General features: G+C 65.7%; 20 protein-coding genes. 10 read left to right on the plus strand and 10 right to left on the minus strand.

Features of this window, described 5'->3' with window-relative positions:
* Window positions 1-6: 6 nt before the first annotated feature.
* Both rplM and rpsI read left to right on the plus strand, forming a co-directional pair.
* Window positions 7-438 (plus strand): 50S ribosomal protein L13, encoded by a 432-nt coding sequence (gene rplM / locus DK874_RS04825; RefSeq protein WP_114312893.1) that lies wholly within the window; start codon window positions 7-9, stop codon window positions 436-438.
* The gene (rpsI, locus tag DK874_RS04830) at window positions 438-824 is read left to right on the plus strand and encodes a 30S ribosomal protein S9 (RefSeq protein WP_114312894.1); all 387 of its coding nucleotides are present in this window, start codon (window positions 438-440) and stop codon (window positions 822-824) included. Before rplM ends, rpsI begins: the two co-directional genes overlap by 1 nt.
* Here the strand turns inward: rpsI and DK874_RS04835 are convergent.
* The 8 genes from DK874_RS04835 to DK874_RS04870 all read right to left on the minus strand — a co-directional run bounded on the left by DK874_RS04835 (window position 821) and on the right by DK874_RS04870 (window position 11,642).
* A complete protein-coding gene (locus DK874_RS04835; protein ID WP_114312895.1) occupies window positions 821-3,487 on the minus strand; it encodes a UvrD-helicase domain-containing protein in 2,667 nt (888 codons plus the stop codon). The two genes, rpsI and DK874_RS04835, sit on opposite strands and share 4 nt — an antisense overlap.
* Window positions 3,484-5,679, minus strand: coding sequence for a PD-(D/E)XK nuclease family protein (locus DK874_RS04840; RefSeq protein ID WP_114312896.1), 2,196 nt, complete (start codon window positions 5,677-5,679; stop codon window positions 3,484-3,486). The genes DK874_RS04835 and DK874_RS04840 overlap by 4 nt, the downstream gene beginning before the upstream one ends.
* 131 nt (window positions 5,680-5,810) lie before the next feature.
* Window positions 5,811-6,263, minus strand: a complete 453-nt coding sequence (locus DK874_RS04845) for a hypothetical protein (RefSeq protein ID WP_114313013.1) — start codon at window positions 6,261-6,263, stop codon at window positions 5,811-5,813.
* 147 nt (window positions 6,264-6,410) lie between these two features.
* The gene (locus DK874_RS04850; protein ID WP_114312897.1) at window positions 6,411-6,989 is read right to left on the minus strand and encodes a hypothetical protein; all 579 of its coding nucleotides are present in this window, start codon (window positions 6,987-6,989) and stop codon (window positions 6,411-6,413) included.
* 22 nt (window positions 6,990-7,011) lie between these two features.
* Window positions 7,012-8,316 carry a sensor histidine kinase gene (locus DK874_RS04855; protein ID WP_114312898.1) on the minus strand — a complete coding sequence of 435 codons (1,305 nt, stop codon included), beginning with the start codon at window positions 8,314-8,316 and terminating at the stop codon, window positions 7,012-7,014.
* Complete coding sequence (locus DK874_RS04860) at window positions 8,291-8,935, minus strand: response regulator transcription factor (RefSeq protein WP_114312899.1); 645 nt, start codon at window positions 8,933-8,935, stop codon at window positions 8,291-8,293. The genes DK874_RS04855 and DK874_RS04860 overlap by 26 nt, the downstream gene beginning before the upstream one ends.
* The gene (locus tag DK874_RS04865) at window positions 8,932-10,887 is read right to left on the minus strand and encodes a protein kinase domain-containing protein (protein ID WP_114312900.1); all 1,956 of its coding nucleotides are present in this window, start codon (window positions 10,885-10,887) and stop codon (window positions 8,932-8,934) included. The genes DK874_RS04860 and DK874_RS04865 overlap by 4 nt, the downstream gene beginning before the upstream one ends.
* On the minus strand, window positions 10,887-11,642 hold the full coding sequence (locus tag DK874_RS04870; RefSeq protein WP_162798721.1) for a PP2C family protein-serine/threonine phosphatase: 756 nt from the start codon (window positions 11,640-11,642) through the stop codon (window positions 10,887-10,889). Before DK874_RS04870 ends, DK874_RS04865 begins: the two co-directional genes overlap by 1 nt.
* Before the next feature lie 23 nt (window positions 11,643-11,665).
* On the opposite strand from DK874_RS04870, the gene DK874_RS04875 reads away from it, so the two are divergent.
* Both DK874_RS04875 and DK874_RS04880 read left to right on the plus strand, forming a co-directional pair.
* The gene (locus DK874_RS04875; protein ID WP_114312902.1) at window positions 11,666-13,411 is read left to right on the plus strand and encodes a hypothetical protein; all 1,746 of its coding nucleotides are present in this window, start codon (window positions 11,666-11,668) and stop codon (window positions 13,409-13,411) included.
* Window positions 13,412-13,452: 41 nt separating this feature from the next.
* Window positions 13,453-14,658 (plus strand): MFS transporter, encoded by a 1,206-nt coding sequence (locus DK874_RS04880; RefSeq protein WP_114312903.1) that lies wholly within the window; start codon window positions 13,453-13,455, stop codon window positions 14,656-14,658.
* Here the strand turns inward: DK874_RS04880 and hemB are convergent, their stop codons facing one another.
* Window positions 14,659-15,639, minus strand: coding sequence for a porphobilinogen synthase (hemB, locus tag DK874_RS04885; protein WP_114312904.1), 981 nt, complete (start codon window positions 15,637-15,639; stop codon window positions 14,659-14,661).
* A 30-nt stretch (window positions 15,640-15,669) separates the two neighbouring features.
* Between hemB and DK874_RS04890 the strand changes: the two genes are divergently transcribed.
* Genes DK874_RS04890 through DK874_RS04915 form a run of 6 tightly spaced genes read left to right on the plus strand, consistent with a single transcriptional unit; the run spans window position 15,670 to window position 17,941 of the window.
* Window positions 15,670-15,987, plus strand: coding sequence for a YbaB/EbfC family nucleoid-associated protein (locus DK874_RS04890; RefSeq protein WP_114312905.1), 318 nt, complete (start codon window positions 15,670-15,672; stop codon window positions 15,985-15,987).
* A 1-nt stretch (window position 15,988) separates the two neighbouring features.
* Window positions 15,989-16,573, plus strand: a complete 585-nt coding sequence (recR, locus tag DK874_RS04895; protein WP_114312906.1) for a recombination mediator RecR — start codon at window positions 15,989-15,991, stop codon at window positions 16,571-16,573.
* A gap of 9 nt (window positions 16,574-16,582) precedes the next feature.
* A complete protein-coding gene (locus DK874_RS04900) occupies window positions 16,583-16,993 on the plus strand; it encodes a roadblock/LC7 domain-containing protein (protein ID WP_114312907.1) in 411 nt (136 codons plus the stop codon).
* Entirely contained in the window at window positions 16,981-17,310 is a 330-nt protein-coding gene (locus DK874_RS04905; protein WP_114312908.1) for a roadblock/LC7 domain-containing protein, read from the plus strand. The genes DK874_RS04900 and DK874_RS04905 overlap by 13 nt, the downstream gene beginning before the upstream one ends.
* A gap of 20 nt (window positions 17,311-17,330) precedes the next feature.
* The gene (locus tag DK874_RS04910; protein ID WP_114313014.1) at window positions 17,331-17,678 is read left to right on the plus strand and encodes a roadblock/LC7 domain-containing protein; all 348 of its coding nucleotides are present in this window, start codon (window positions 17,331-17,333) and stop codon (window positions 17,676-17,678) included.
* Entirely contained in the window at window positions 17,675-17,941 is a 267-nt protein-coding gene (locus DK874_RS04915; protein WP_114312909.1) for a DUF3467 domain-containing protein, read from the plus strand. The genes DK874_RS04910 and DK874_RS04915 overlap by 4 nt, the downstream gene beginning before the upstream one ends.
* Window positions 17,942-18,099: 158 nt before the next feature.
* Here DK874_RS04915 and DK874_RS04920 read toward each other — a convergent pair whose 3' ends face one another.
* Entirely contained in the window at window positions 18,100-19,908 is a 1,809-nt protein-coding gene (locus DK874_RS04920; protein WP_114312910.1) for a S9 family peptidase, read from the minus strand.
* Between the last annotated feature and the right edge of the window lie 15 nt (window positions 19,909-19,923).

Raw genomic sequence — 19,923 nt, forward strand, 5'->3', positions numbered from 1 at the left:
CTGGAAATGCAGCCCAAGACGTACGTACCGGAAAAGATTGAACCCCGGTGGGTTCTCATAGACGCCGAGGGCAAGACCTTGGGGCGGCTGGCCACCCAGATCGCCACCCTGCTTAGGGGCAAGCATCGCCCCGACTGGACCCCCAACCTCCCCATGGGCGACTTCGTGGTGGTGGTGAACGCCGACAAGGTCCGCCTCACCGGCAAGAAGCTCAAGCAGAAGATCTACACCCGGTATAGCGGCTACCAGGGGGGCCTTAAGGAGATTCCCGCCGAGAAAATGCTGGCCACCCACCCGGAAAGGGTGCTGGAGCATGCGGTAAAAGGGATGCTACCCAAAGGCCCCCTGGGACGGAGGCTCTTCAAGCGCCTCAAGGTCTACGCCGGCCCCACCCATCCCCATCAGGCGCAGAAGCCCGTTAAACTGGAGGTCAAGTGATGGAGCAGTATTACGGCACCGGCAGGCGCAAGGAAGCGGTGGCCCGGGTCTTCCTAAGGCCCGGTAGCGGTAAGGTCACCGTGAACGGCCAGGACTTCCAGGACTATTTCCAGGGTCTGGTGCGGGCGGTGGCGGCCCTCGAGCCCCTGAGGGTGGTGGATGCCCTGGGGCGCTTTGACGCCTACATCACCGTGAAGGGGGGCGGCAAGAGCGGCCAGGTGGACGCCATCAAGCTGGGGGTGGCCCGGGCCCTTCTCCGGTACAACCCCGACTACCGCGCCAAGCTGAAGCCCTTGGGCTTCCTCACCCGGGATGCGCGGGTGGTGGAGCGGAAGAAGTACGGCAAGCACAAGGCCCGCCGGGCACCCCAGTACTCCAAGCGCTAAGGAAGGCGTGGTTCGGGCCCCTGGGAGAGCATCCCAGGGGCTTTTTCCAACCCCTGTAGGGCCTCCTGAAGCTCCTCTGGCGAGAAGACGTGGACCTTCTTGTGCCGCAAATAGACCAAGCGGGCCACAAGATGTTCCCCTGAGGGGGAAGCAACCGCCTCCACCCCCCAGGCCCGCCGTACCGCCTCCCAGTAAAGGGCAAGCTGCAGGAGGTAATGCTCGGGAGCCAGGGACCGGTCGGTTTTGTAGTCCTCCAGGTACCACCTGTCCCCCACCCGGTAAAGCCGGTCCAGAACCCCGTGCCAGACCGTCCCCGCCAGGGGCAGGACCAGGGGGAGCTCGGGGTAATCCTCGAGGCGGACCGCCAAAGGAGGCAACACCCCACCCAGCATCTCCCGGTAGTGGCGGAGAAGGGTGCGCACCTCCTCCAGCAAGGCTTCCTTTTCCTCCTCGGAAAAGGGTAAGGCCACCTCCTGCAGGAGGAGGGCGCGCATCCTTCCCTCCTCCTCCGGGTCCAGGTCCCGGGCGATGGCGTAGTGGACTAGGGTACCCACGGCCCGGGCGAACTCTGGCAGGAGTTCCCCTTCTAAGGCCTCCGCCAGGGGCAAGGGCTCCCCTTCCGCCTTGCGGTGGGCGCTGGGGGAGTAGAGGGGAGGAAAGGGCTTGGGTTCCAAGGCCAAGGGGGCATAAGGGGCTGGGTCCAAAAGGGGCGCCGGCGGGAGCGAGGGCGAGGGGAAGGAAGCCCCAACGGGGTGGACCCGTACCCTGGGGTCTTGGGACCCAGGGCCTAAGCCCAAGGCCATGAGGGCCTTGGCCCAGGGGCCTGGCCGGGAAGAAGCGCTTCCCGTGAGCAAAAGGACATCCCGGGCCCGGGAAAGGGCCACGTAGAGAAGCCTTAGGACCTCCTCCTCCTCGGCCTCCTTCAGACCCTGCCTCACCTCCTGGTAGCCGGGCGTGCCCTTAAGGGCCACCTCTCCCTCAAGCCCCACCAGAAGGGGTTCTTCCGCGGAGCGCTCCTGTCTAGAGAGGTCAAAGACCCCCACCACCGGCCACTCCAGCCCCTTGGCGGCATGCACGGTAAGGAGGTTCACCCCCTGGCTCCCTTCGGGAAGCTCGGCGGCCTCGGGGTCCATAGCCCGCACCTTAAGCCACTCCAGGAGGGCCTCGAGGTCAGGAAAGCGCTCCGAGGCCGCCAGGAGGAGAAGGGTGTCCAGATTGGTGCGGGCCCTAGGGGAAAGCCGCCCCAAAAAGACCTCGTCCCGCACCAGGGCCTTAAGGGCCTCTAGGGGCCGCTTCCCGGCCAGCTCCCTCAGCCACTCCAGCCGGGCCTGGGCTTCAGCGGGGAGTTGGGAGAGAAGGTCCTTCCAGGGGGATTTCTTGGGTAAACCCTCCAGCCTTCCCAAATCGGCGCCCACAAATGGGCCCCGCAGGAAGGCCAAAAGGGAAAGCCGCTCCTCGGGGGAAAGGGGAGCCTCGGGTTCCAAGAGGCTTAGCCTAAGGGCATGGTAGATATCCCGCACCTCCGGGCGGATGAAGAAGCTCCTTCCCCGGCGGATACCGTAGGGAACCCCCAAGGCGCGGAAGGCCCGTTCCAAGTAGGGAAGGCTATGGCGGCTTCGCACCAAAACCGCCATCTGGGGGAAGGCATACCCTTGGTCCCGTAGGGCCAGAAGCCTCTTCCCTAAGACCAAGGCCTCTTGCTGGCGCTTCCTATCCAGCTCCCCTTCCCCTCCCACCCAGTGCACTTCCCAAAAACCCCTTTCCCGCCGTCTAGGCCTCACCAAAACCCGTTCGGTTTCGGGGAAGAACCGCTCCACAAAGCGGTTCAGAAACTCGGCCAGCTCCCCGCTGTGGCGGAAGGTTTCGTCCAGAAAGCGGACCTCCTCAGCCCTCCTTAGGGCCTCGCGGAACACCTCCACCCGGGCGTTGCGGAACAGGTAGATGGACTGCTTGGGGTCCCCCACGGCCACCACCTTGGCCCCCGCCTCCTCCAGGGCCTGGAAAAACCGCCCCTGCAGGGGATTTACATCCTGGTACTCGTCCAGGAAGATATGGCTAAACCGCTCCACCACCCGCCCTAGGGCCTGGGGGTTTTTCAGGAGGCGGAGGGCTTGGGCCTCGAGGTCCCCTGGCCCTAGGAGGTCAAGGGTGCGGGCCTGGTACCTCCCAAGGACCTCCTGGAAAAGGGCATAAACCTCCTCCGCTCCCGGTAAGGGCCGGAAGGCTTCCGCCAAGGAGCGCTTTTCGTAAAGGGCGAGGAGGGCCCCCACAAGCCCTTCCTCCTCCCCGGGGTTCCGGCCCTTCAAGTAGAGGAGGCTTCGGGCCTCCTCCAGGAAGAGGGCCTCGGCAAGGAACTCGTCCAAGACGGCGAAATCGGGGTCCAGGGAGAGGAAGGGAGCCGTGTGGCGTAAGGCCTCGGCCATGAAGCCGTGGATGGTGGTGAAAAGGGCGCCATAAAGCTCCCGCTTGGCCGTTTCCGCCTCCCCATCCCCCAGGGCTTTAACTTCCTCCAGGATGCGTTCCCTAAGCTCCTCGGCGGCCTTTCGGGTAAAGGTGAGGGCGGCCATGCGCCGTAGGGGCACCCCTTGGCGCAAAAGGGCCAAAAGCTCCTGGACCAAGGCATGGGTTTTCCCCGTGCCCGCTGAGGCCACGTAGAGCTTCACCTCTCCTCCTTTCGGCAGAGGTCTGCAAGGCCACAGGTGTAGCAGTGGAAGCCTGGCTTTGGGGGAAAAGCCCCCTCGCGCCAAAGGCGATAGGCCTCGTTCGCCTGTTGGCGTACCTCCTCCACCGGCTTGGGCAGGGTTCCCGAGGGTTGACGGCGAAGGAGGGAAGGCTTTCCCATCCAAGGCCAGGCCCAAAGCCTCACCTCGCTGACATCCCGTCGGCCCAGCAAGACCCCAAGGGCATACCACTCCGTCCAGCGCTTTTGCGGCCCCAAGTCGGCTTCCGCTCCCTGGGGCAAGAGGCGGTAAAGGTGAACGGTGTCCCCTTCCCGCCGCACACCATCCAGGCGTAAGGGAGGTTTCCCAGGCAAGGTGGACCAAAAGTGCATCCCCTCCCAATGCGCCCGATGGGCCTCCAACCAGGGACCCACCTGGGCGTGGCCCAGAAGCCTTTCCAACTCCGTGGGCAGGAGGTGCCACCCCAAGGCCCCATCCCGCCCCCCAAGGTCAAACCGCTCCACGTAGGCCCTAAAAGGGCACTCCCGGAAGCGGCGGAGGACCTCCAGGTGGGGCGGGGGCTCCCGCCCCGTGGGCAGGGGCGGGGTAAAGGGAAGCTGGGGAAGGGCCTCGAGGCGGCTTGCCGGGGGCAAGGGCTCAGGCTTAACCCCCCTCTCCAAGGGCGGGTAGAGCCCCGAGGGGCCGGCCTCCGGGTAAAGGAGAACCACCTCCTCCCCCCGGGTGGAAACCTCCTCCCAGAAAAGGGGGTCAAGGCCCTTAAGGCGCCGGGGAAGCCCCTTTAGAAGCCCTCTTTCCCTAAGCTCTTCCAGGAGGAAGTAGTCCTCCCGCTCCCCTAGGCTATAGCGCCCCGCCACCCAGTCCAGCACATAGGCCCTTTTGGCCCTTATGCCGAGGGCCCTCAAGGGAGGAAGCAGGGCCACCCCCCGGTTGGGCTCGGGGGGCAGGCTTTCGTCCAAAAGCAGGCTCCGCCACCAGGCCAAGGGGTTCCCCCTATCGGCCCGCTGGGCCAGGCGGAGGCGGGTAAGAAAAGGCTCCTTGGCTGCGATCCCCAGGCGCTCCAAAGCCTCCTCCGCCCAGGCCAAAAGGTCAGGCCCCGGGGTGCGGAGCTTTTGGAAGGCCCGCCACTCCTCCTCAAGCCCTTCCCGCTCCGCCAAAGCCCCAAGGGCCTCCTCCCCCGCCAGACCCAGCCTCAGGGCCTTCCTCCCCAAGGTGGGAAACCCCAAGGCCAGAAGGTCCCGCCCTGTGGGGAAAGGGTTTAAAAGGGCCAGCACCCTCTCCCCTTCCTCCGTGTCGCCCAAGGCCCTTTCCCGGCCATCGTAAAGGGGAAGGCCGTACTCGTCCTTGAGGAGAAGAAGCCCCCCGATGCGCTCCTCGGGGGCCACCACCAGGACCTCCCAGGGATCCAGGCCTTCCCCACCCATCCCCTTGGGGGCCAGGACCCGCTTTAAGGCCCTAAGGAGGTAGCGGACCTCCTCCACGGGGTTGGCCAGGGCCAGGACCTCCCTTTTTACCGGCCTAGGGGAAAGGGCTTTCCAGGGCGCAAGCCCTTCTGGGAGGAGTTCCGCCGTGAGGAGGACCGGCACCTCCTGGGCCAGGCGCCTTAGGAAGCGGAGGTCCAAAGGACCCACCTCCCGAAAGCCATCCACCACCACCAGATCGGGCTTGGGGAAAAGGCGAAGGGGCACCCGGCCTGCCCGGTAGCGGAAGTCATCGTAGTCCAGGGCCTTCCCCTTAAGGCGCTCGTAGGCGAAGTAGACCTGCCTGAGCCTTCTCGCCTCCCCCTCCTTGGGCAGGGCAAAGGGGGAAAGGCCATAGCGTTTGAGCTCGGCGATGGCTCGGGCAAATAGCCGCGCCTCCCCCGGGGCGATCTCCTCCCCGTAGAGGCTCCTCAAGGCCTCCCCCACCAGGGCCACCCTTCCCGCCCCGGGAAGCAAGGGCCCAAGCCGGCCCACCTCGGCCAGCACCCGGTAGTACAGGGCCTGGAAGGACATGAACTCCAGGCCCAGCACCGCCTCCTGCCCGCCGAAAAGACGGTAGACATAAGCCCTTTGGTGGGGCAGGCCCACCCAGTAAACCCTTCCCCGTTGCCTTAGCACCTCCAAGGCCCACTCCCGGGCCAAACAGGTTTTCCCCGAGGCAGGAGGGCCCAGAAGGGGATAAAGGCCAGGCTTCATAATGGGAACATTTTAAAACCCCAAGGCCTTCGCCTTGCCCAAGGCCTAAAGGCGGGGCGTATCCCCGGATGAAGCCCTTAACCTGCCGCTATCCTCCAGGTGAAAGCCCGCCACACCCCTCTCCGAGGGCCCTAGGGGCCACGCCGGGGCGGGCCCGGGGAAGGGGTTTCTTCAAGAGGGAGGGGCAAGGGGGTGAGGTCCAGACCCAGGCGCAACACCCCCACCACCCGTCCCCGGTGGAGGATGAAGCACCGGTACTCCCCCGGCAGGACCACCACCCACCGGGCCAGGGAAAGCTCCCGCAAAAAGGGAAAAGGCCGCTTACGTATGGGCCGGCCCCTGGGGGGGCCCATGTGGGGCATGGGCCTATCCCCTTCCAGGGCCAAGAGGAGCAAGGGCTCCTTCTGGCCCAGGACCAGCAAAAAGGTATCCCCTTCCCGGTAAAGGGCCTGGACCTCGAGGACCCGCACCAGGGCCCCGCAGCGGTTTAGGACCTCTTCCGGGGCCAAAACCACGGCCTTAGGGCCCCCCTCCCCCAGGGCAAAACCCCCAAGGCCGAGGAGGAGGACCCCAAGCCACCGCATCATGCCGCCATGGTAATCGGGCCCTGCCCGGGTGGGGCAGGGTTATACCACCCCACCCTGGCTTGCGCCAGGGTGGGGGCTCCGGAAAGGGCCTCCGGTAGGCGCCATCTCGTTGGAGCTTAGAGAGGGGAACAAGAGGAAAGGGTATTAGAAGCCGCGCTCCGCCGAGATCAGGGCCAAGGCTGCCTGCGCCAACAAGAAGGCCCGGCCAGGTTCCTTAGAGAGCCTGTTCTTGGCCTCGGCCACCAGGTCCTTCACCAGGTTGTCCTGGGCCCGGTAGTAGGCCAGCTCCTTCTCCGCCCGGTCCACCGCCACCGGAGCCCTTTGGGCCAAGCGGGCACCTGGGTCTTGCCCTTTACCCGGGGGGAAGGCATGGCCCCTAGGCCCATAGGGGTGATGCATCCCCATCCCCCTATGGGGCACGGGCCTTTCCACCTGGGCCCGCACCTGGGGCTCCCCTTGGGTAGCCCGGAAGAGGAGGAGGGCCGCCTGGGCCTCCCGTGCCGCCTTGAAGTAGTTCTTGGCCTCGTAGCTTTTCTCCGCCCGGGCCTTCACCTCCTTGGCCCAGGAGAGAAGCCTCTCCTCGGCTACACCCGTGACCTCTTGGGCCACCTTCTCCAGCCGGGCCAAGGCGGCTGCCGCCTTGGCCGCCTGCCGGTAATCGGTGGTCTGGGCCAGGGAAAGGCCTGCCGCCAGAACCAACACACCCGCCAACATCCTCCGCATTCCCATCACCTCCAAAGGGAGCCTAGTCCCCCTGGCTAAAGGGCGCATCGGGGGAAACCTTAAGGGAAGCTAAAGGCAGGAAAAGCCCTACCGCCGCTCCACCCCGGTTGGCTACCGCCGCCTTTCCCCCATGGGCCCGGGCCACCGCCGCCACCAGGGCTAGGCCCAGCCCCGTGCCCCTTCCCCCATGGACAAAGGGCTCCAAGGCTTTCGGCAGGAGTTCTGGGGGAAAACCAGGGCCTGAGTCCACCAGCCAAAGCCACACCCCTTCCTCCTCCTGCTGGATCCTGGCCTTCAGGGGAAGATTTCCGTGGCGGCGGGCGTTATCCAGCACGTTTTCCACCGCCAGGGCGAGAAGCTCGGGATCTACCAAAGCCTGGGCCTCTCCTTCCACCTCCAGGCCCCATCCCTTCAGGAAAGCCCTTAGGTCCAGAGGGGTAAGCCTAGGAGGTGTGGCCTCGAGGCGGGATAACCGGAGAAGCCCGGAAAGCAAGGCCTCCATCCTTTCCGCTTCCCGCAAGGCCCCCATGAGGGCCCTGGGCTCAGGCTTGCGCAGGAGCACCTGCAAGTACCCCTTCAAGGCGGCCAGGGGGTTTCGGAGCTCGTGGGAAGCGTGGTGGGCGAAACGACGGGCTGCCTCCTCCTTCTCGGAAAGCTCCTTAAGGAGACCCTCCACCTGGGCCAGGCGGCGGTTTAAGGCCTCCACCAAGGGCCCAAGCTCCACCAGACCCGGGTCGGGAAGGGGGCTTAAGTCCTCGGGGCGCCTTCCCTGCAGAAGCTGGGCCAGCCGCCTCAAGGGGCGGAGAGCCCAGGAAAGCCCCAGGGCGGAGAGGAGAAAGGTGGCCAAGAGCACCCCTCCCCCCCAGGTGGCGTAGAGGAGGAGGAGCCTCCGCCCCAGGCCCGCAACCCCCTCCAGGGGCACCGCCAGGCCGAACCCTCCCCCATCCCGGGGCAGGGCCACATAGAGCACCCCCCGCCATACCCCCTGGTAGGCCCTTCCTTGGGCGAGGCCCTCGAGGAGGCCAGGGGGAAGCTCGGGGGAAGGCACCTCGGTGAAGACCACGCCCTCCTTCCCCTTCACGAAACCCGTGCCGCCCCCGTAGACCTGGGCCAGGCGGAAAAGCTCCAGAAGCAGGGCCTCTTCCTCCTTGGGGCCTTCCTCCTCAAGGAGGTAAAGCCGGGTATAGAGGGCCCGGCGCAGGTCCTCGCTGGCGGCCCTTTCCGCCTCCCTGGCGGAAAGGAAGGCCAGGGGCAGGGCCAAAAGCACAAGGGCCAAAAAAAGAAGGGCGAAAAGCCTGCCCCTAAGGGAGGAAAAGGCGGTAGCCATAGCCGCGCACCGTCTGGATGGGACTGGGCTCCCCCAGGGCCTTTCTCAAGAGGGAAAGGTGCACCTCTAAGGTGGCGGGCTCCACCTCCTCCCCCCAGACCCTGTGCATCAGGGCCTCTTTGGAAAGCACCTCCTCCGGCGACTCCAAAAAGGCCTTCAGGAGGAGAAAGGCCTTGGGGGGAAGGGAAAGCCGCCTTTCGCCGCGGAAGGCTTCCATGCGCCTGGGATAAAGCCTCAGGTCCTTGTAGGCCAAGACCTCAGAGGGTCCCTTGGTCCGGCGCACCAGGGCCTCGAGGCGGGCCAGGAGCTCGGAAAGGCTATAGGGCTTGACCAGGTAGTCGTCGGCCCCCTCCTTTAAGCCCTTCACCCGCCACTCCACGGCATCCAAGGCGGTGAGCATCAGCACCGGCACCTCTGAACGGGCGCGGATCTCCTTAAGGAGGGAAAAGCCATCCCCTTCCGGCAAAAGCACGTCCAAAACCACCACTTCTGCCCAGGGCAAAAGGCTTAGGGCCTCCTGGGGGCTTTCCGTGGACCGTACCTGGTGCCCCTCCAAGGCCAGGCCCAGCTCCAAGGCCTCCCGAACCCCCGGGTCGTCCTCCACCAAAAGCACCCTCATGCCGGATTCCGCCAAAGGGCCAGGGCCCGCACCGGAGCGTAGACCTCCAAAGGCGGCAAGGCCTCCCCGGTCTTCAGGTCTATGCGGTGGATGCGGCTCGCCCCACGCCTGGCAGCATAGAGGATGCCCCCGAAGGGCAGAAGCTCCACCAGGCTCATGCGGTCCTCCCCTTCTAAAAGGGGTAGTGCGTAGGAGGCGAGGAGGGACCCGGCAAGATCCACCACCCGCACCTTGACCGCCTCCACATCGTAGAGGTAAAGCCTCTCCCCTTCTACCCCTACCCCGCCCAGGAGCCTTAGCTCCTCGCTTTCCTTAGAGCGGCGGAAGGCATAGCGGGATAAGTAGCGGCCATCCAAGGAGAGGCGCTGCACCTGCCGGTTGCCGTAGTCCAACACGAAGAGGAACTCCGAGGTGACCACCAGGGCCTTGGGGTCTTGGAAGGTGCCCCGGCCCATTCCTTGACCGCCAAAGCGCTCCTGGTACTGGCCCTTTAAGTCCAACCGGCTCACCGTGGCGGTTTCCGAATCCAGAACGAAAAGGCTACCATCCGCCACCGCTAGAGCTGTGGGAAAAAGGAACTCCCCAGGCTTCATCCCATAAGGGCCTGTGGAAAGGAGAAGCTCGCCCTCAGGGGAAAAGCGGTGGAGGAGCTTGGCCCCATGCTCAAAAACCGCCATCCAGATCCCCCCTTCGGGATCGGCGGCCACCGCCAAAGGCGGGGCCGGGAAGTGGCCAGGGCCCGAGCCAATGCCGGAAATGAGCCGGGCGGCGGTACCCGAAAGGTCCAGAAGCCGCACCGTGCCCTTTTTGGCCTCCACCCCCACCAAGAGGTAGAAGGGATGGGGCAAGCCCTTTTCCTCCTCCCAGGAGCCGGAGAGCACCTGGACCACCTCGTCCAGGGTGGGCCGCTTGGCGGGGTCCTTCTCCAGCATCTTCAGGACCAGATCGGAAAGAACCTGGGGAATCTGGGGATTGAGCTGCTTGGGAGGGGTGGGCACCTGGAAGATCTGCTGGTGGATCACGGTCTCGTACCCACCGGTGAAGGGGGGCTGGCCGGTTAAGGCCTCGTAGAGGACGATCCCCAGGGAGTAAATATCCGAGCGGTGGTCCAGCTTCTGCCCCTTGGCCTGTTCTGGGCTCATGTAGACCGGGGTGCCGATCCGGGCCCCGGTGATGGTGAGGCGGGTGAGGACCTTGCCGGCGGCGATGCCGAAATCCATGAGCCGCACCCCCCTGGGATCCACCCCGTCCTCCCTTAAGGCCCCCTTGAGGATCATGATGTTGCCGGGCTTGATGTCCCGGTGGACGATGCCTTGGGCGTGGATGTGCCTTAGGGCGTCGGCCACCCGGGCCAGGATGGCGGCCGCCTGCTTGAGGGAAAGGCGCCTTTCCTCAATGAGCTTGTCCAGGCCCTCCCCCTCCAGGTACTCCATGGCGATATAGTGGACCCCATCCACCTGGCCGTGGTCGTACACCTTGACGATGTTGGGGTGGTCCATCTTGGCCAAGACCTCCGCCTCCCGGTGAAAACGGCGCACAAAGCGGGGGTCGCCCAGGAAGCGCTCCTGGGGAACCTTTAGGGCCACCAGGCGGCCCGTTTTCTTGTCCTTGGCCTTGTAGACGGTGGCCATGCCCCCCACGCCCACCTTCTCCAGGATCTCGTACTGCTTTTCCAGAGCCCGGGCCTCCTCGGTGGTCCTGGAGGCGGAGGAAGGCCGCCCCTGGGTGCGGGGACGCCTTGGGAGCCGCCTTCGGGAACCCAGGTACACCCGGGGTGCCGCCAGGACCCCGAGGCCCAGGAGGAGCCAGGGGAAAACCCCATCCGGCCGTACCCCCGTGGCCCAGGCAGCTCCCGTGAGGAAAAGCAAGAGGAACCAGAGGGGCCAAGGGGAGAGGCGTGAGGCCAAGGCTGCGGTAAGGAGAACCAGGAGGAAGGCCAGAAGCCCCTGCATCACTCCACCCGTAAGGCGATGGCGGTCACGTTATCGTCCCCGCCCCGGCGCAAAGCCTCGGCCATGAGGCCCTCGAGGCTCGCCTGGAGGTCCTTGCCCAAAAGCCACTCTTCCTCCGGGAGCAGGCCGTAGAGCCCGTCCGTGACCAAAAGCACCCCTTCCCCTGGGGCGAGGCGCACCTCCTTCAGGTCAAAGCGGGCCTCGGGCAGACCCAGGGCTCGGGTAAGGACGTTGCGATAGGGGTGGCGTTCCGCCTCGGTGCGGGTCAAAACCCCCTCCTTCAGGCGCTCCGCCACCCAGGAGTGGTCCTCGGTGAGCCGCTTCAGCCCCTTGGCCGTGAGATGGTAAGCCCGGGAATCCCCGATATGCCCCACCACCCCCTCCTTGAGCCAGTCCGCATAGAGAAAGGCGGTGAGGGTGGTGCCCATGCCCTTCTTGCCCAGCCTTTCCGCCTCCTTTTCCACCCGCTTGGCCGCTAGGGTAAAGGCCTTTTCCATCACCTTGGCCAAGCCCACCGCCGGGCGTCCACTCTTAAGGTGTTCGGCATAGGCCCGTACCGCCTCGGAGAGGGCCTCGATGGCCACCTTGCTGGCCCACTCCCCCGCCTCCATCCCCCCCATGCCGTCGGCCACCGCCAGGAGGAGAAGGTTGCCCTGGGGAACCTCCAGGCGCATCACCCGGTGAAAGTCCTCGTTGTTCTGGCGACGGCCCACATGGGAGACCGCAGCCACGGCGTAACGGGGGGCAAGGCGCATCAGACCCATTATAGGATGAATGGGTGGAACACCTGGCCGACCTGGTGGACCTCTACGAGTACCGGGTGGAGGACCTGGTGGCAGGGCGCACCCCCAAGGGGGGCAAGAAGGCCCTTTTGGCCCTCCGGGCTTTCCTGATCCAGTCCCGCCTGCCGGGCGCCCTGGCCAAACGCTTCCGCCAGGCCGATGCCCGTTTCAGGGCCTTGCGGCAAAGCCAAAACCCTCAAAAGCCCCGAGAAGCCCCTCCCCTGGACCTTCCCATCGCCATACCGGAAGCCCCCGAGGAACCGGGCCAGGATACCTCCCCCTTGCGGGCCATGGCCTTAAAGGTCTGGCGCCTCCTGACGGCACGGGAGGTGAGGGCCCGGGCCAAGGAATTCCTCACCGGCAGACGGGAGGAACTAAGGCTCATCCACGCCTTCTTGCAGAACTACCTGGATTACCGGGAGAAGGAAACCTTCGGGCGGGACTTCAACCTCTCCCGCTTCCACCCCACCCACCCCATCCCCTCGCTTTCCGACAGCCTCATGGACCTCGAGGATCCCAAGGTGGCCGAGGCCTTGGTGCTGGAGTTTTTGGAAACCGCCCTGCACCTGCCCCAAGACCTCCCCTTGCCCCCCGAGGAGGTGCGCACCTATATCCGCCGCTTCCTGAACCGCATCCTGGAGTGGGAGGATGCCTATGGCCTTCTTCCCAGGCGGGACCTCCTGCCCTTGAAAAAGGCCCTGGAGGAAGCCAAGCGCATCGGGGCCAGCGCCCAGGAGATCGCCCGCCTGGAGGAGCGCCTCCGGAGGGAAGCCCAGGAGGAAAGGCGGCGAGAACTCCTCCTGGAAGAGGAAAAGCGTCGCTTCCGCGTGGCCATGGAAAAGGTGCTTTCCCTTCTCCGGCTTCTCCCTGCGCCCCAAGGGGAAACCCCTTGGCCCAAGGTCCCCGAGCCCGGCCAGGGGGAAGAAAGCCTTCTCACCCTGCCCCTGAAGCCGGGCCGCATCACCTTGGGCCCCCTCACCCTCACCCTAAGCCAGGTGGAGGGCAGTTGGCATCTAGGGATGGCAGGTGAGGACCACATCCTGGAGGGCACCTTGGTGATCCCCTGGGAGGACCTCGAGGTCCTGGCGGTGCGGGAAGGAAACCTGCTCCACCTGAGGCTCGAGGCCCGAAGCGGGCTAAGGCTTTACGAACTCCTCTCCGAAGGGCGGGTGCTGGCTCTTTTGCTGGAACCTACCCAGGACTACGCCTATCTACGCCTCCTCCGGGCCCTCTCCGCCCGCCTTAAGGGGGAGTTTAGCCCCCAGGCCTTTGGCCCGGAGCTGGCGGAAAAGTACCGACAAGCCCCCCCTGAGGCGCTTCAGGACTTTGCCCGGAAGGTTCTGGAACTCGCTAGCAAACGCCTGGGCGCCACCGACCCCGTTCCACTTTTAAAGGAGGTGGGCCAGGCCCTGGGGCAGGAGCGGGCAGCCCTGGCCTTGGCGGATGCCCTAAGGGAATACCTGGGCCGCCGTCCCCCCACCCGGGAAACCCTCGGGGGGGAGGTGCACCTCCTTTCCCTCGGGGCCGAACCCCTGGCCCTCAAGGTGGGGCAAACCGTCCTTTCCATACGCCCCAGGAACGCTTCCTCGGAAAACCCTCAGGAGGAGGCCCTTTACGTGGGCCAAGCGGGCGAGGTACCCCGCAGGCTCAAGGACCTCCTGGTCTACCGCCTTGCGGAGGGAACCGTGGTCCTGGCCCGGGAGGGAAGGCGGCTGGCCTATCTGGTGATGGGTAACCCTTGACGTGAAAAGGCTCTTGGTATACTCCCAGGCAAGGGGGTTTTATGAAGGCTTTGCGGCACAAGGCCTTCGCCCGCCTGATCCTCTCCTACCTGGTTTCCCAGGCGGGCAGCAAGGTGCACCGGGTAGCCCTTCTGGTCCTGGTCTACCTGCTCACGGAAAAGGCCCTTTGGGTTTCCCTCACCCTGGGGGTCCAACTTCTGGGTACGGTGGTCTTCTCCCCCCTCCTCTCCGCCTGGGCCGATACCCAGGACCGCAAGCGGCTCCTCGTCTGGTCCGATCTCCTTAGGGCGCCGCTTGTGGCCCTCATCCCCCTTCTTGGGGCCAAGAGCCTCCCCATCCTGCTCCTTCTCGTCTTCCTGATTGAGCTCCTAAGGGACCTGCACGACCCCATCCAAAACGCCGTGCTCCCCGACCTGGTGCCCAAGGAGGAGGTGGACGAGGCCAACAGCCTGGTCCTCCTGGCGGACCGCCTTTCCGAGGTGCTCTTCGTGGGGGCCGCCGGGGTCTTGGTGGCCGCCGTGGGGCCGGCCTTTGCCTTCTATCTGGATGCCGCCACCTACCTGGCCTCAGGGCTCATCCTGATGGGCCTTCCCTCCCTAAGGCCCCAAAGGCTTCCCAAGGCTGGCTTCTTCGCCCGGGTGAAGGAGGGGATCGGCCACCTGGTGGGCCACCCCGCCCTCCGCCGGGCGGTGGGGACCCTGTTCGTGGCCGCCGCCTTTGGCTCCGTGGAGACCGCCTTGGGGGTGGTGCTGGCCATCAAGTGGCTTGGGGTGGGTTCGGCGGGGTTTGGCTTTATGGAGGCTGCCATGGCCTTAGGGGCCATCCTGGGAGGCCTCGCCATCCCCTATCTCCTTAGGCGCATCCCCCGGGAAAGGCTTTTCCTCTTGGGGCTTCTCCTCTTCGGCCTCTTTGAAGCCTCCATCGGCGCCTTCCCCCTCTTCGCCTGGGTGCTCCTGGCCTTCTTTATCAGCGGCTTCCTCAACATGGCCTTCATCGTTCCCGCCCGCTCCATCCTCCAGCTCAACACCCCCCAGGAGATGCGGGGGCGGATCTTCGCCGCCTTCGGCGCGGTGATGAACGCCGCCGTGCTCCTGGGCACCATGTGGGGCGGGGCCTTGGAAGGCTCTCTGGGAGCCCCCCGGGTCTTCCTGGTGGCGGGGGCCATGGTGAGCCTGGCGGCGGGCTACACCCTCCTTACCGGGGGCATCCCCGCCCCCAGGGAAACCCCTTCCACCCAAGAAGCCTAGCTAGGCTTCCCTCAGCCAGCGGGCCGCCTCCAGGGCGTAGTAGGTGAGGATTCCCTGGGCCCCAGCCCGCCTTAAGGCATAGAGGCTTTCCAGGGCCGCCCGCTTCTCGTCCAGCCAGCCCTTGAGGCTTGCCGCCTTCAGCATGGCGTACTCCCCGGACACCTGGTAGGCGAAAAGGGGCTTGGAAAACCGCCCCTTAAGGGCAAAGAGCACGTCCAGATAGGGCAGGGCAGGCTTGACCATGAGCATGTCGGCCCCCTCGAGGTCATCCAGCCCCGCCTCCCGCAAGGCGTCCCAGAGGCCCGCCCTGGGATCCATCTGGTACCCAGCCCGGTCCCCAAACTGGGGGGCACTCCCTGCCGCCTCCCGGAAAGGCCCATAGAAGGCGGAGGCGTACTTCACCGCATAGGAGAGGATGGGCACATGGGCGAACCCCCCCTGGTCCAAGGCCTCCCGGATGGCCCTAACCTGCCCATCCATCATGGCGCTGGGGGCCACCACGTCCGCCCCCGCCTGGACCTGGGAAAGGGCCGTTTTGGCCAAAAGCTGGAGGGTTGCGTCGTTGTCCACGTAAAACCCCAAGGGGCCTTCCCGCACCACCCCGCAGTGTCCGTGGTCCGTGTACTCGCAAAGGCAGGTGTCGGCCAGGACGAGAAGCTCGGGGAATTCCCGCTTTAAAAGGCGGATAGCCCGCTGGACAATGCCCTCTTCCGCATAAGCCCCGTGCCCCAAGGCGTCCTTCTTTTCCTCGGACAAGACGCCGAAGAGAATGACTCCCCCAAGGCCCGCCTTCAGCACCTCCTCCCCTAACCGGGGAAGCTTCGCCAGGGGCTGACGGAAGACCCCGGGCATGGAGGCAACCTCCTCGGGCTCCCCCTCCTCCTTCACGAAGACCGGCAGGATCAGGTGCCTGGGGCTAAGCTCCACCTCCGCCACCAGGGGCCGGAGAAGGGGCGAACGTAGCCTTCTTGGGCGCTCCATGCCTTCCACTATACTCAGGGAGGAGGGAGCATGAACCTGCAGAAGCTCTTAAAGGAAGCGCAGAAAGCCCAAAAGAAGGCCGCTGAGGTGCAAGAGAGGCTAGAGACCATGACCGTGGTGGGCACGGCCCAGGGCCTGGTGGAGGTGGAGGCCAACGGCCATGGCAAAATCCTGGCGGTGCGCCTGAAGCCCGAGGTGCTTTCCGCCTTCCAGGACGACCTCGAGGGCCTGGAGGACCTCCTGGTGGTGGCCATCCAGGACGCCCAGAAGAAGGCCCACGAGCTTTCGGAAAAGGAGATGGCCCGGGAGCTGGGGGGCGTGGGCCAGATGCTGGGCAAGCTTTTCTAGGATGCGGTACCCGGAAAGCCTCCTCAAGCTCAGCCGCGCCCTCTCCCGCCTGCCTGGCATCGGTCCCAAGACCGCCCAGAAGCTTTCCCTCCACCTGGCCTTCCACCGGGAGGAGGCCGAGGAGCTGGAAAGGGCCTTGGCCGGGCTCGAGGCCCTGGGCGTCTGCCGGATCTGCGGGAACCTGGCGGAAGGGGAACTTTGCCCCATCTGCCAGGACGAAGCCCGGGACCGGTCGGTGATCGCCGTGGTGGAAACGGTTTCCGACCTCTATGCCCTGGAAAGGAGCGGCGAGTTCCACGGGCTTTACCACGTGCTGGGCGGGGCCCTAAACCCCTTGGAAGGGGTGGGGCCAAGGGAGCTCAACCTGGAAAGCCTCTGGGCCAGGCTTCCGGGGGTAGAGGAAGTGGTCCTGGCCACCTCCATGACCGTGGAAGGGGAGGCCACCGCCCTTTTCCTGGCGGAGGAGCTCAAGCGCCGGGGGATCAGGGCCAGCCGCCTGGCCTACGGCCTTCCCGTGGGGGGAAGCCTGGAGTACGTGGACGAGGTAACCTTAGGCCGGGCCCTGGAGGGGAGGAAACCCCTTTAGGCTTCGGGTATGGAGGAGCTTTTGCAACACCTCCTGGACCAGGTGGAAGGTGCCTTTGCCGCCGCCATTGGCACCTTGGACGGGCTTCTGGTGGAGGGGGTGCGGCGTAAGCGGGTGGACCTCGAGGCGGCCGTGGCCGAACACGCCGCCCTTTTGCGCCAGGCCAAGGCGGCTTACGCCGGAAGCCTGGGCACCCCCCGGGTGCAGGAGCTTTTGGTGGGGGGCCACCCCGTGGTAGGCTATGCCCACGTGGTGCGCAGGGCCGGTCCAGGCCCCCAGAGGCCCTTGCCTCGAGGCAAGGGCCCAGAGGAACTCTTCTTCCTCCTCCTCATGGGCCCGGATGCCAACCTGGGCCAGGCGCGCCGGCAGACGGCCAAGGCCGTGGAAAAACTGGCGGAGGTGGCGGGATGGCTTACCTAGAAAGCCTGGCGCCCTTTGGCGTCAAGCGGGCGGTGCTTACGGGCCTGGACGGCCTGGTCATCGAGGCCCTAGGCCGGGGCCACCCCCCGGCCGAGGTCCTGGCGGCGGAGCTGGCCTCCCTGGTGCGCCACATGACCCCCTTGGCGGAGGCCCTCTCCGGGGAAGTGCGCCGGTTCACCCTGGCCACGGACACCCACGAGATCCTGGCCCTACGGGTGGGGGAGTACGTCCTGGGGGCGGTGGTGGAGCGGGGCATGGACCGCAAGGCCATCGGCCAGGAGCTTTCCCGCATCGCCCTTAGGGTGCAGAACCTCTAGCGCTGGTATAAGGAGGCATGGTGGAGGAAGTCCTACAGGAACTAAAGGCCACCAAAGGGGTGCGGGTGGCGGCCCTCCTCAGCGAGGATGGGTTCGTGGTGGAAGAGGCAAGGGAGATGGAGGCCCCCGAAGCCAGCCTCCTTTCCGCCCGGGCCGCCACGGCGCTAGGCACCGCCAAGGCCTTGGCCCAGACCCTGGGCCAGGAAGGGGTGGAGGAAGTCATGGTAGAGTACCCCGAGGGGGCCCTGTTTTTGGTGCCCCTTCCCGGCTACCACCTGCTCCTTCTCCTGGACAGCGTGCGCAGCCTGGGACGGGTACGCCTGGCCTTGAAAAGGGCCGTGCCCAAGCTAGAGGAGGCGCTTAGATGAGCGAGCTAAAGCTGGATATCCAAATCGACAAGGAGGTGGCCCTGGGCCGGTACACCAACCTGGCCCTCATCGCCCACACCAAGAACGAGTTCATCCTGGACTTTGCCCTGTTGCAACCCCAGGGGGGGGCCATGGTGGTGAGCCGGGTGATCACCAGCCCCCAACACGCCAAGGCCCTTCTCCGGAGCCTGGCGGAAAACGTGGCCCGGTACGAGGAAACCTTCGGCCCCATCCCCGAGCCGGTGGCAGAGGGCCAGGCCTAGGGATCAGGGCCACGGAACCCCCACCCGGGTTTTCGCCCAGGTGGGGGCCCTTCTTATACCACCCCACCCTGGCTTGCGCCAGGGTGGGGGCCCCGGAAAGGGCCTCCGGTAGGCATCATCTCGTTGCGGCTTAGAGAACGAAACAGGAGGAGAGTGTATTAGAGGTTTTCCCGCCACCAGTCCAGGTAGGCCTTGAGCCGGGCAATCCGGCGGTCTGGCCTGCCGGAGCGGGAAAGTTCGTGCCCCTCCTCGGGCACGCGGAAAAACCGGGTCTTTACTCCCAGGTGGAGGAGGGCGGTGTACCAGGTTTCCCCCTGGTCTATGGGGCAGCGGTGGTCCTGCTCGGAGTGGACCACCAGGGTGGGCGTCCTCACCTGGTGGACGTGGCGCAGGGGGCTTTTTTCCCACAGCACCTCGGGCCTCTCCCAGGGCTTGGCGAAAAGTTCCATGAAGGTGAAGCGGGGGCCGATGTCGCTGGCCCCAAAGAAGCTGAACCAGTTGCAGATGCTGCGGTCGGTGACCGCCGCTCGGAAGCGCTCCGGATGGTGGGCGGTGAGCCAGTTCACCATATACCCCCCGTAGCTACCCCCCGCCACCCCCACCCGGGCTGGGTCCAAGGGAAAATGGACCAGAACGTGCTCCAAAAAGCCCAGGAGGTCCCGCTCGTCCCGTTCCCCCCACGCCCCTTCCAGGAGGGCGAAGTCCTGGCCGTAGCCCGTGGACCCTCGAGGATTACAAAAAGCCACGGCATACCCCGCCTGGCAAAAAAGCTGGAACTCCAACATGGGCGCCCGGCCGAAGGCGGTGTGGGGCCCCCCGTGGATGTAGAGGATGACGGGATGGGGTCCTTCCCCTTCCGGTAAAAGCACCCAGCCCGGAACCCGATGCCCTTCGGGGCTTGGCCACTCCGTGTGGACAGGCTCGGCCAGGGGAAGGGAAACCCCCTCGTTGGGGTCAAAGAGGCCCAGGGGCCCCTCGAGGCGGGCCGGACGGGTGAAGTCCTCGGTAAGGAAAAAGAGGCCCCGCTCCGTGATAGCGAAGGAAAGAACGCTACCTTCCACCGCCACGACCTCAGCCTTTCCCTCTGGCCCGACCCGGTAAAGCCGGGCCATCCCCTCCTCCGTGCGTACCACATACACCCCGTCCCCACCCCACTTGGGTCCTTGAGGGTGGGCACCAAAGCGGAGATCCGAGTTGAGGGAGTTGTGCAGGCTACCCTCAAAGAGAACCCGGGCCTCCCCGCCATGCAGGTGGTAAAGCCGGGCCTCCGTGCCCCCTCCCCGTTCAAAGGCGTGCCCTAGGAAGAAGAGCCCTTCCGGGCTCCACTCCAGGGCGAAGATGGGGCCAAAGCCCCCGTAAACCTTCTCCAGCGACCCATCCCTAAGGCGGTATAGGGTGTCCCGCCACTCCGCCTGGGCCTGCACATCCTCGGCCATCACCAGGTAAAGTCCCTCGGGGGAGGGCACCATTTCCTTGGGAGCGGGGAAGCGGTCCAGAAGAAGCTTCTTTTGACCCCCCTCGAGGGCATAAAGGGCCACACTCCCCTCGGGCAGGAGGCCCCGGCCATCGAACTTGAAGGGCCATCCCTCGTACGTGCGGGGGCTTCCCGGCTTGGGAGCCTCCTTCAGGGCCAGGAAAAACACCTCCCCTTCAGGACCCAGGGCGTAGTCCAAGACCCCCGGGGTTTCCGTAAGCCTCTCCGCCTCCCCACCCCTTAGGTCCAGGCGGAAAAGCTCCTGGCCCTCCCCCACCTTGCGCAGGAAGTAGACGTAAGGATGGGCATAGCGGGGCTTTTTGGCCTCCTCCTGGGTGAGGAAGCGCAAGGCCCCGTCAAAAAGGGCAAGCCTGGAGCGGTAGCGGGGCGGGTCCCCCTCCTGGACGTCGGTGAGGAGGAAAAGAGGAAAGCCCAGGGGGCCAGGGGTAAGGTCCGACAGGAAGCGGAGCTTAAGGAGGATTTCCGGTTCCATACCCCTATAATACTG

The organism is Thermus caldifontis (assembly GCF_003336745.1).
In the GTDB taxonomy this organism is placed as follows: Bacteria; Deinococcota; Deinococci; order Deinococcales; family Thermaceae; genus Thermus; species Thermus caldifontis.

What these genes read in the sequence shown, in the direction of transcription:
- DK874_RS04915 (WP_114312909.1), top strand. Translation starts at nt 17,675, where the DNA reads ATGAGCGAGCTAAAGCTGGATATCCAAATCGACAAGGAGGTGGCCCTG.
- DK874_RS04865 (WP_114312900.1), bottom strand. Translation starts at nt 10,887, where the DNA reads ATGCAGGGGCTTCTGGCCTTCCTCCTGGTTCTCCTTACCGCAGCCTTG.
- DK874_RS04920 (WP_114312910.1), bottom strand. Translation starts at nt 19,908, where the DNA reads ATGGAACCGGAAATCCTCCTTAAGCTCCGCTTCCTGTCGGACCTTACC.
- DK874_RS04900 (WP_114312907.1), top strand. Translation starts at nt 16,583, where the DNA reads ATGGAGGAGCTTTTGCAACACCTCCTGGACCAGGTGGAAGGTGCCTTT.
- DK874_RS04855 (WP_114312898.1), bottom strand. Translation starts at nt 8,316, where the DNA reads ATGGCTACCGCCTTTTCCTCCCTTAGGGGCAGGCTTTTCGCCCTTCTT.
- DK874_RS04870 (WP_162798721.1), bottom strand. Translation starts at nt 11,642, where the DNA reads ATGCGCCTTGCCCCCCGTTACGCCGTGGCTGCGGTCTCCCATGTGGGC.
- DK874_RS04890 (WP_114312905.1), top strand. Translation starts at nt 15,670, where the DNA reads ATGAACCTGCAGAAGCTCTTAAAGGAAGCGCAGAAAGCCCAAAAGAAG.
- rpsI (WP_114312894.1), top strand. Translation starts at nt 438, where the DNA reads ATGGAGCAGTATTACGGCACCGGCAGGCGCAAGGAAGCGGTGGCCCGG.
- DK874_RS04850 (WP_114312897.1), bottom strand. Translation starts at nt 6,989, where the DNA reads ATGCGGAGGATGTTGGCGGGTGTGTTGGTTCTGGCGGCAGGCCTTTCC.
- recR (WP_114312906.1), top strand. Translation starts at nt 15,989, where the DNA reads ATGCGGTACCCGGAAAGCCTCCTCAAGCTCAGCCGCGCCCTCTCCCGC.
- DK874_RS04880 (WP_114312903.1), top strand. Translation starts at nt 13,453, where the DNA reads ATGAAGGCTTTGCGGCACAAGGCCTTCGCCCGCCTGATCCTCTCCTAC.
- DK874_RS04840 (WP_114312896.1), bottom strand. Translation starts at nt 5,679, where the DNA reads ATGAAGCCTGGCCTTTATCCCCTTCTGGGCCCTCCTGCCTCGGGGAAA.
- hemB (WP_114312904.1), bottom strand. Translation starts at nt 15,639, where the DNA reads ATGGAGCGCCCAAGAAGGCTACGTTCGCCCCTTCTCCGGCCCCTGGTG.
- DK874_RS04845 (WP_114313013.1), bottom strand. Translation starts at nt 6,263, where the DNA reads ATGCGGTGGCTTGGGGTCCTCCTCCTCGGCCTTGGGGGTTTTGCCCTG.
- rplM (WP_114312893.1), top strand. Translation starts at nt 7, where the DNA reads ATGCAGCCCAAGACGTACGTACCGGAAAAGATTGAACCCCGGTGGGTT.
- DK874_RS04905 (WP_114312908.1), top strand. Translation starts at nt 16,981, where the DNA reads ATGGCTTACCTAGAAAGCCTGGCGCCCTTTGGCGTCAAGCGGGCGGTG.
- DK874_RS04860 (WP_114312899.1), bottom strand. Translation starts at nt 8,935, where the DNA reads ATGAGGGTGCTTTTGGTGGAGGACGACCCGGGGGTTCGGGAGGCCTTG.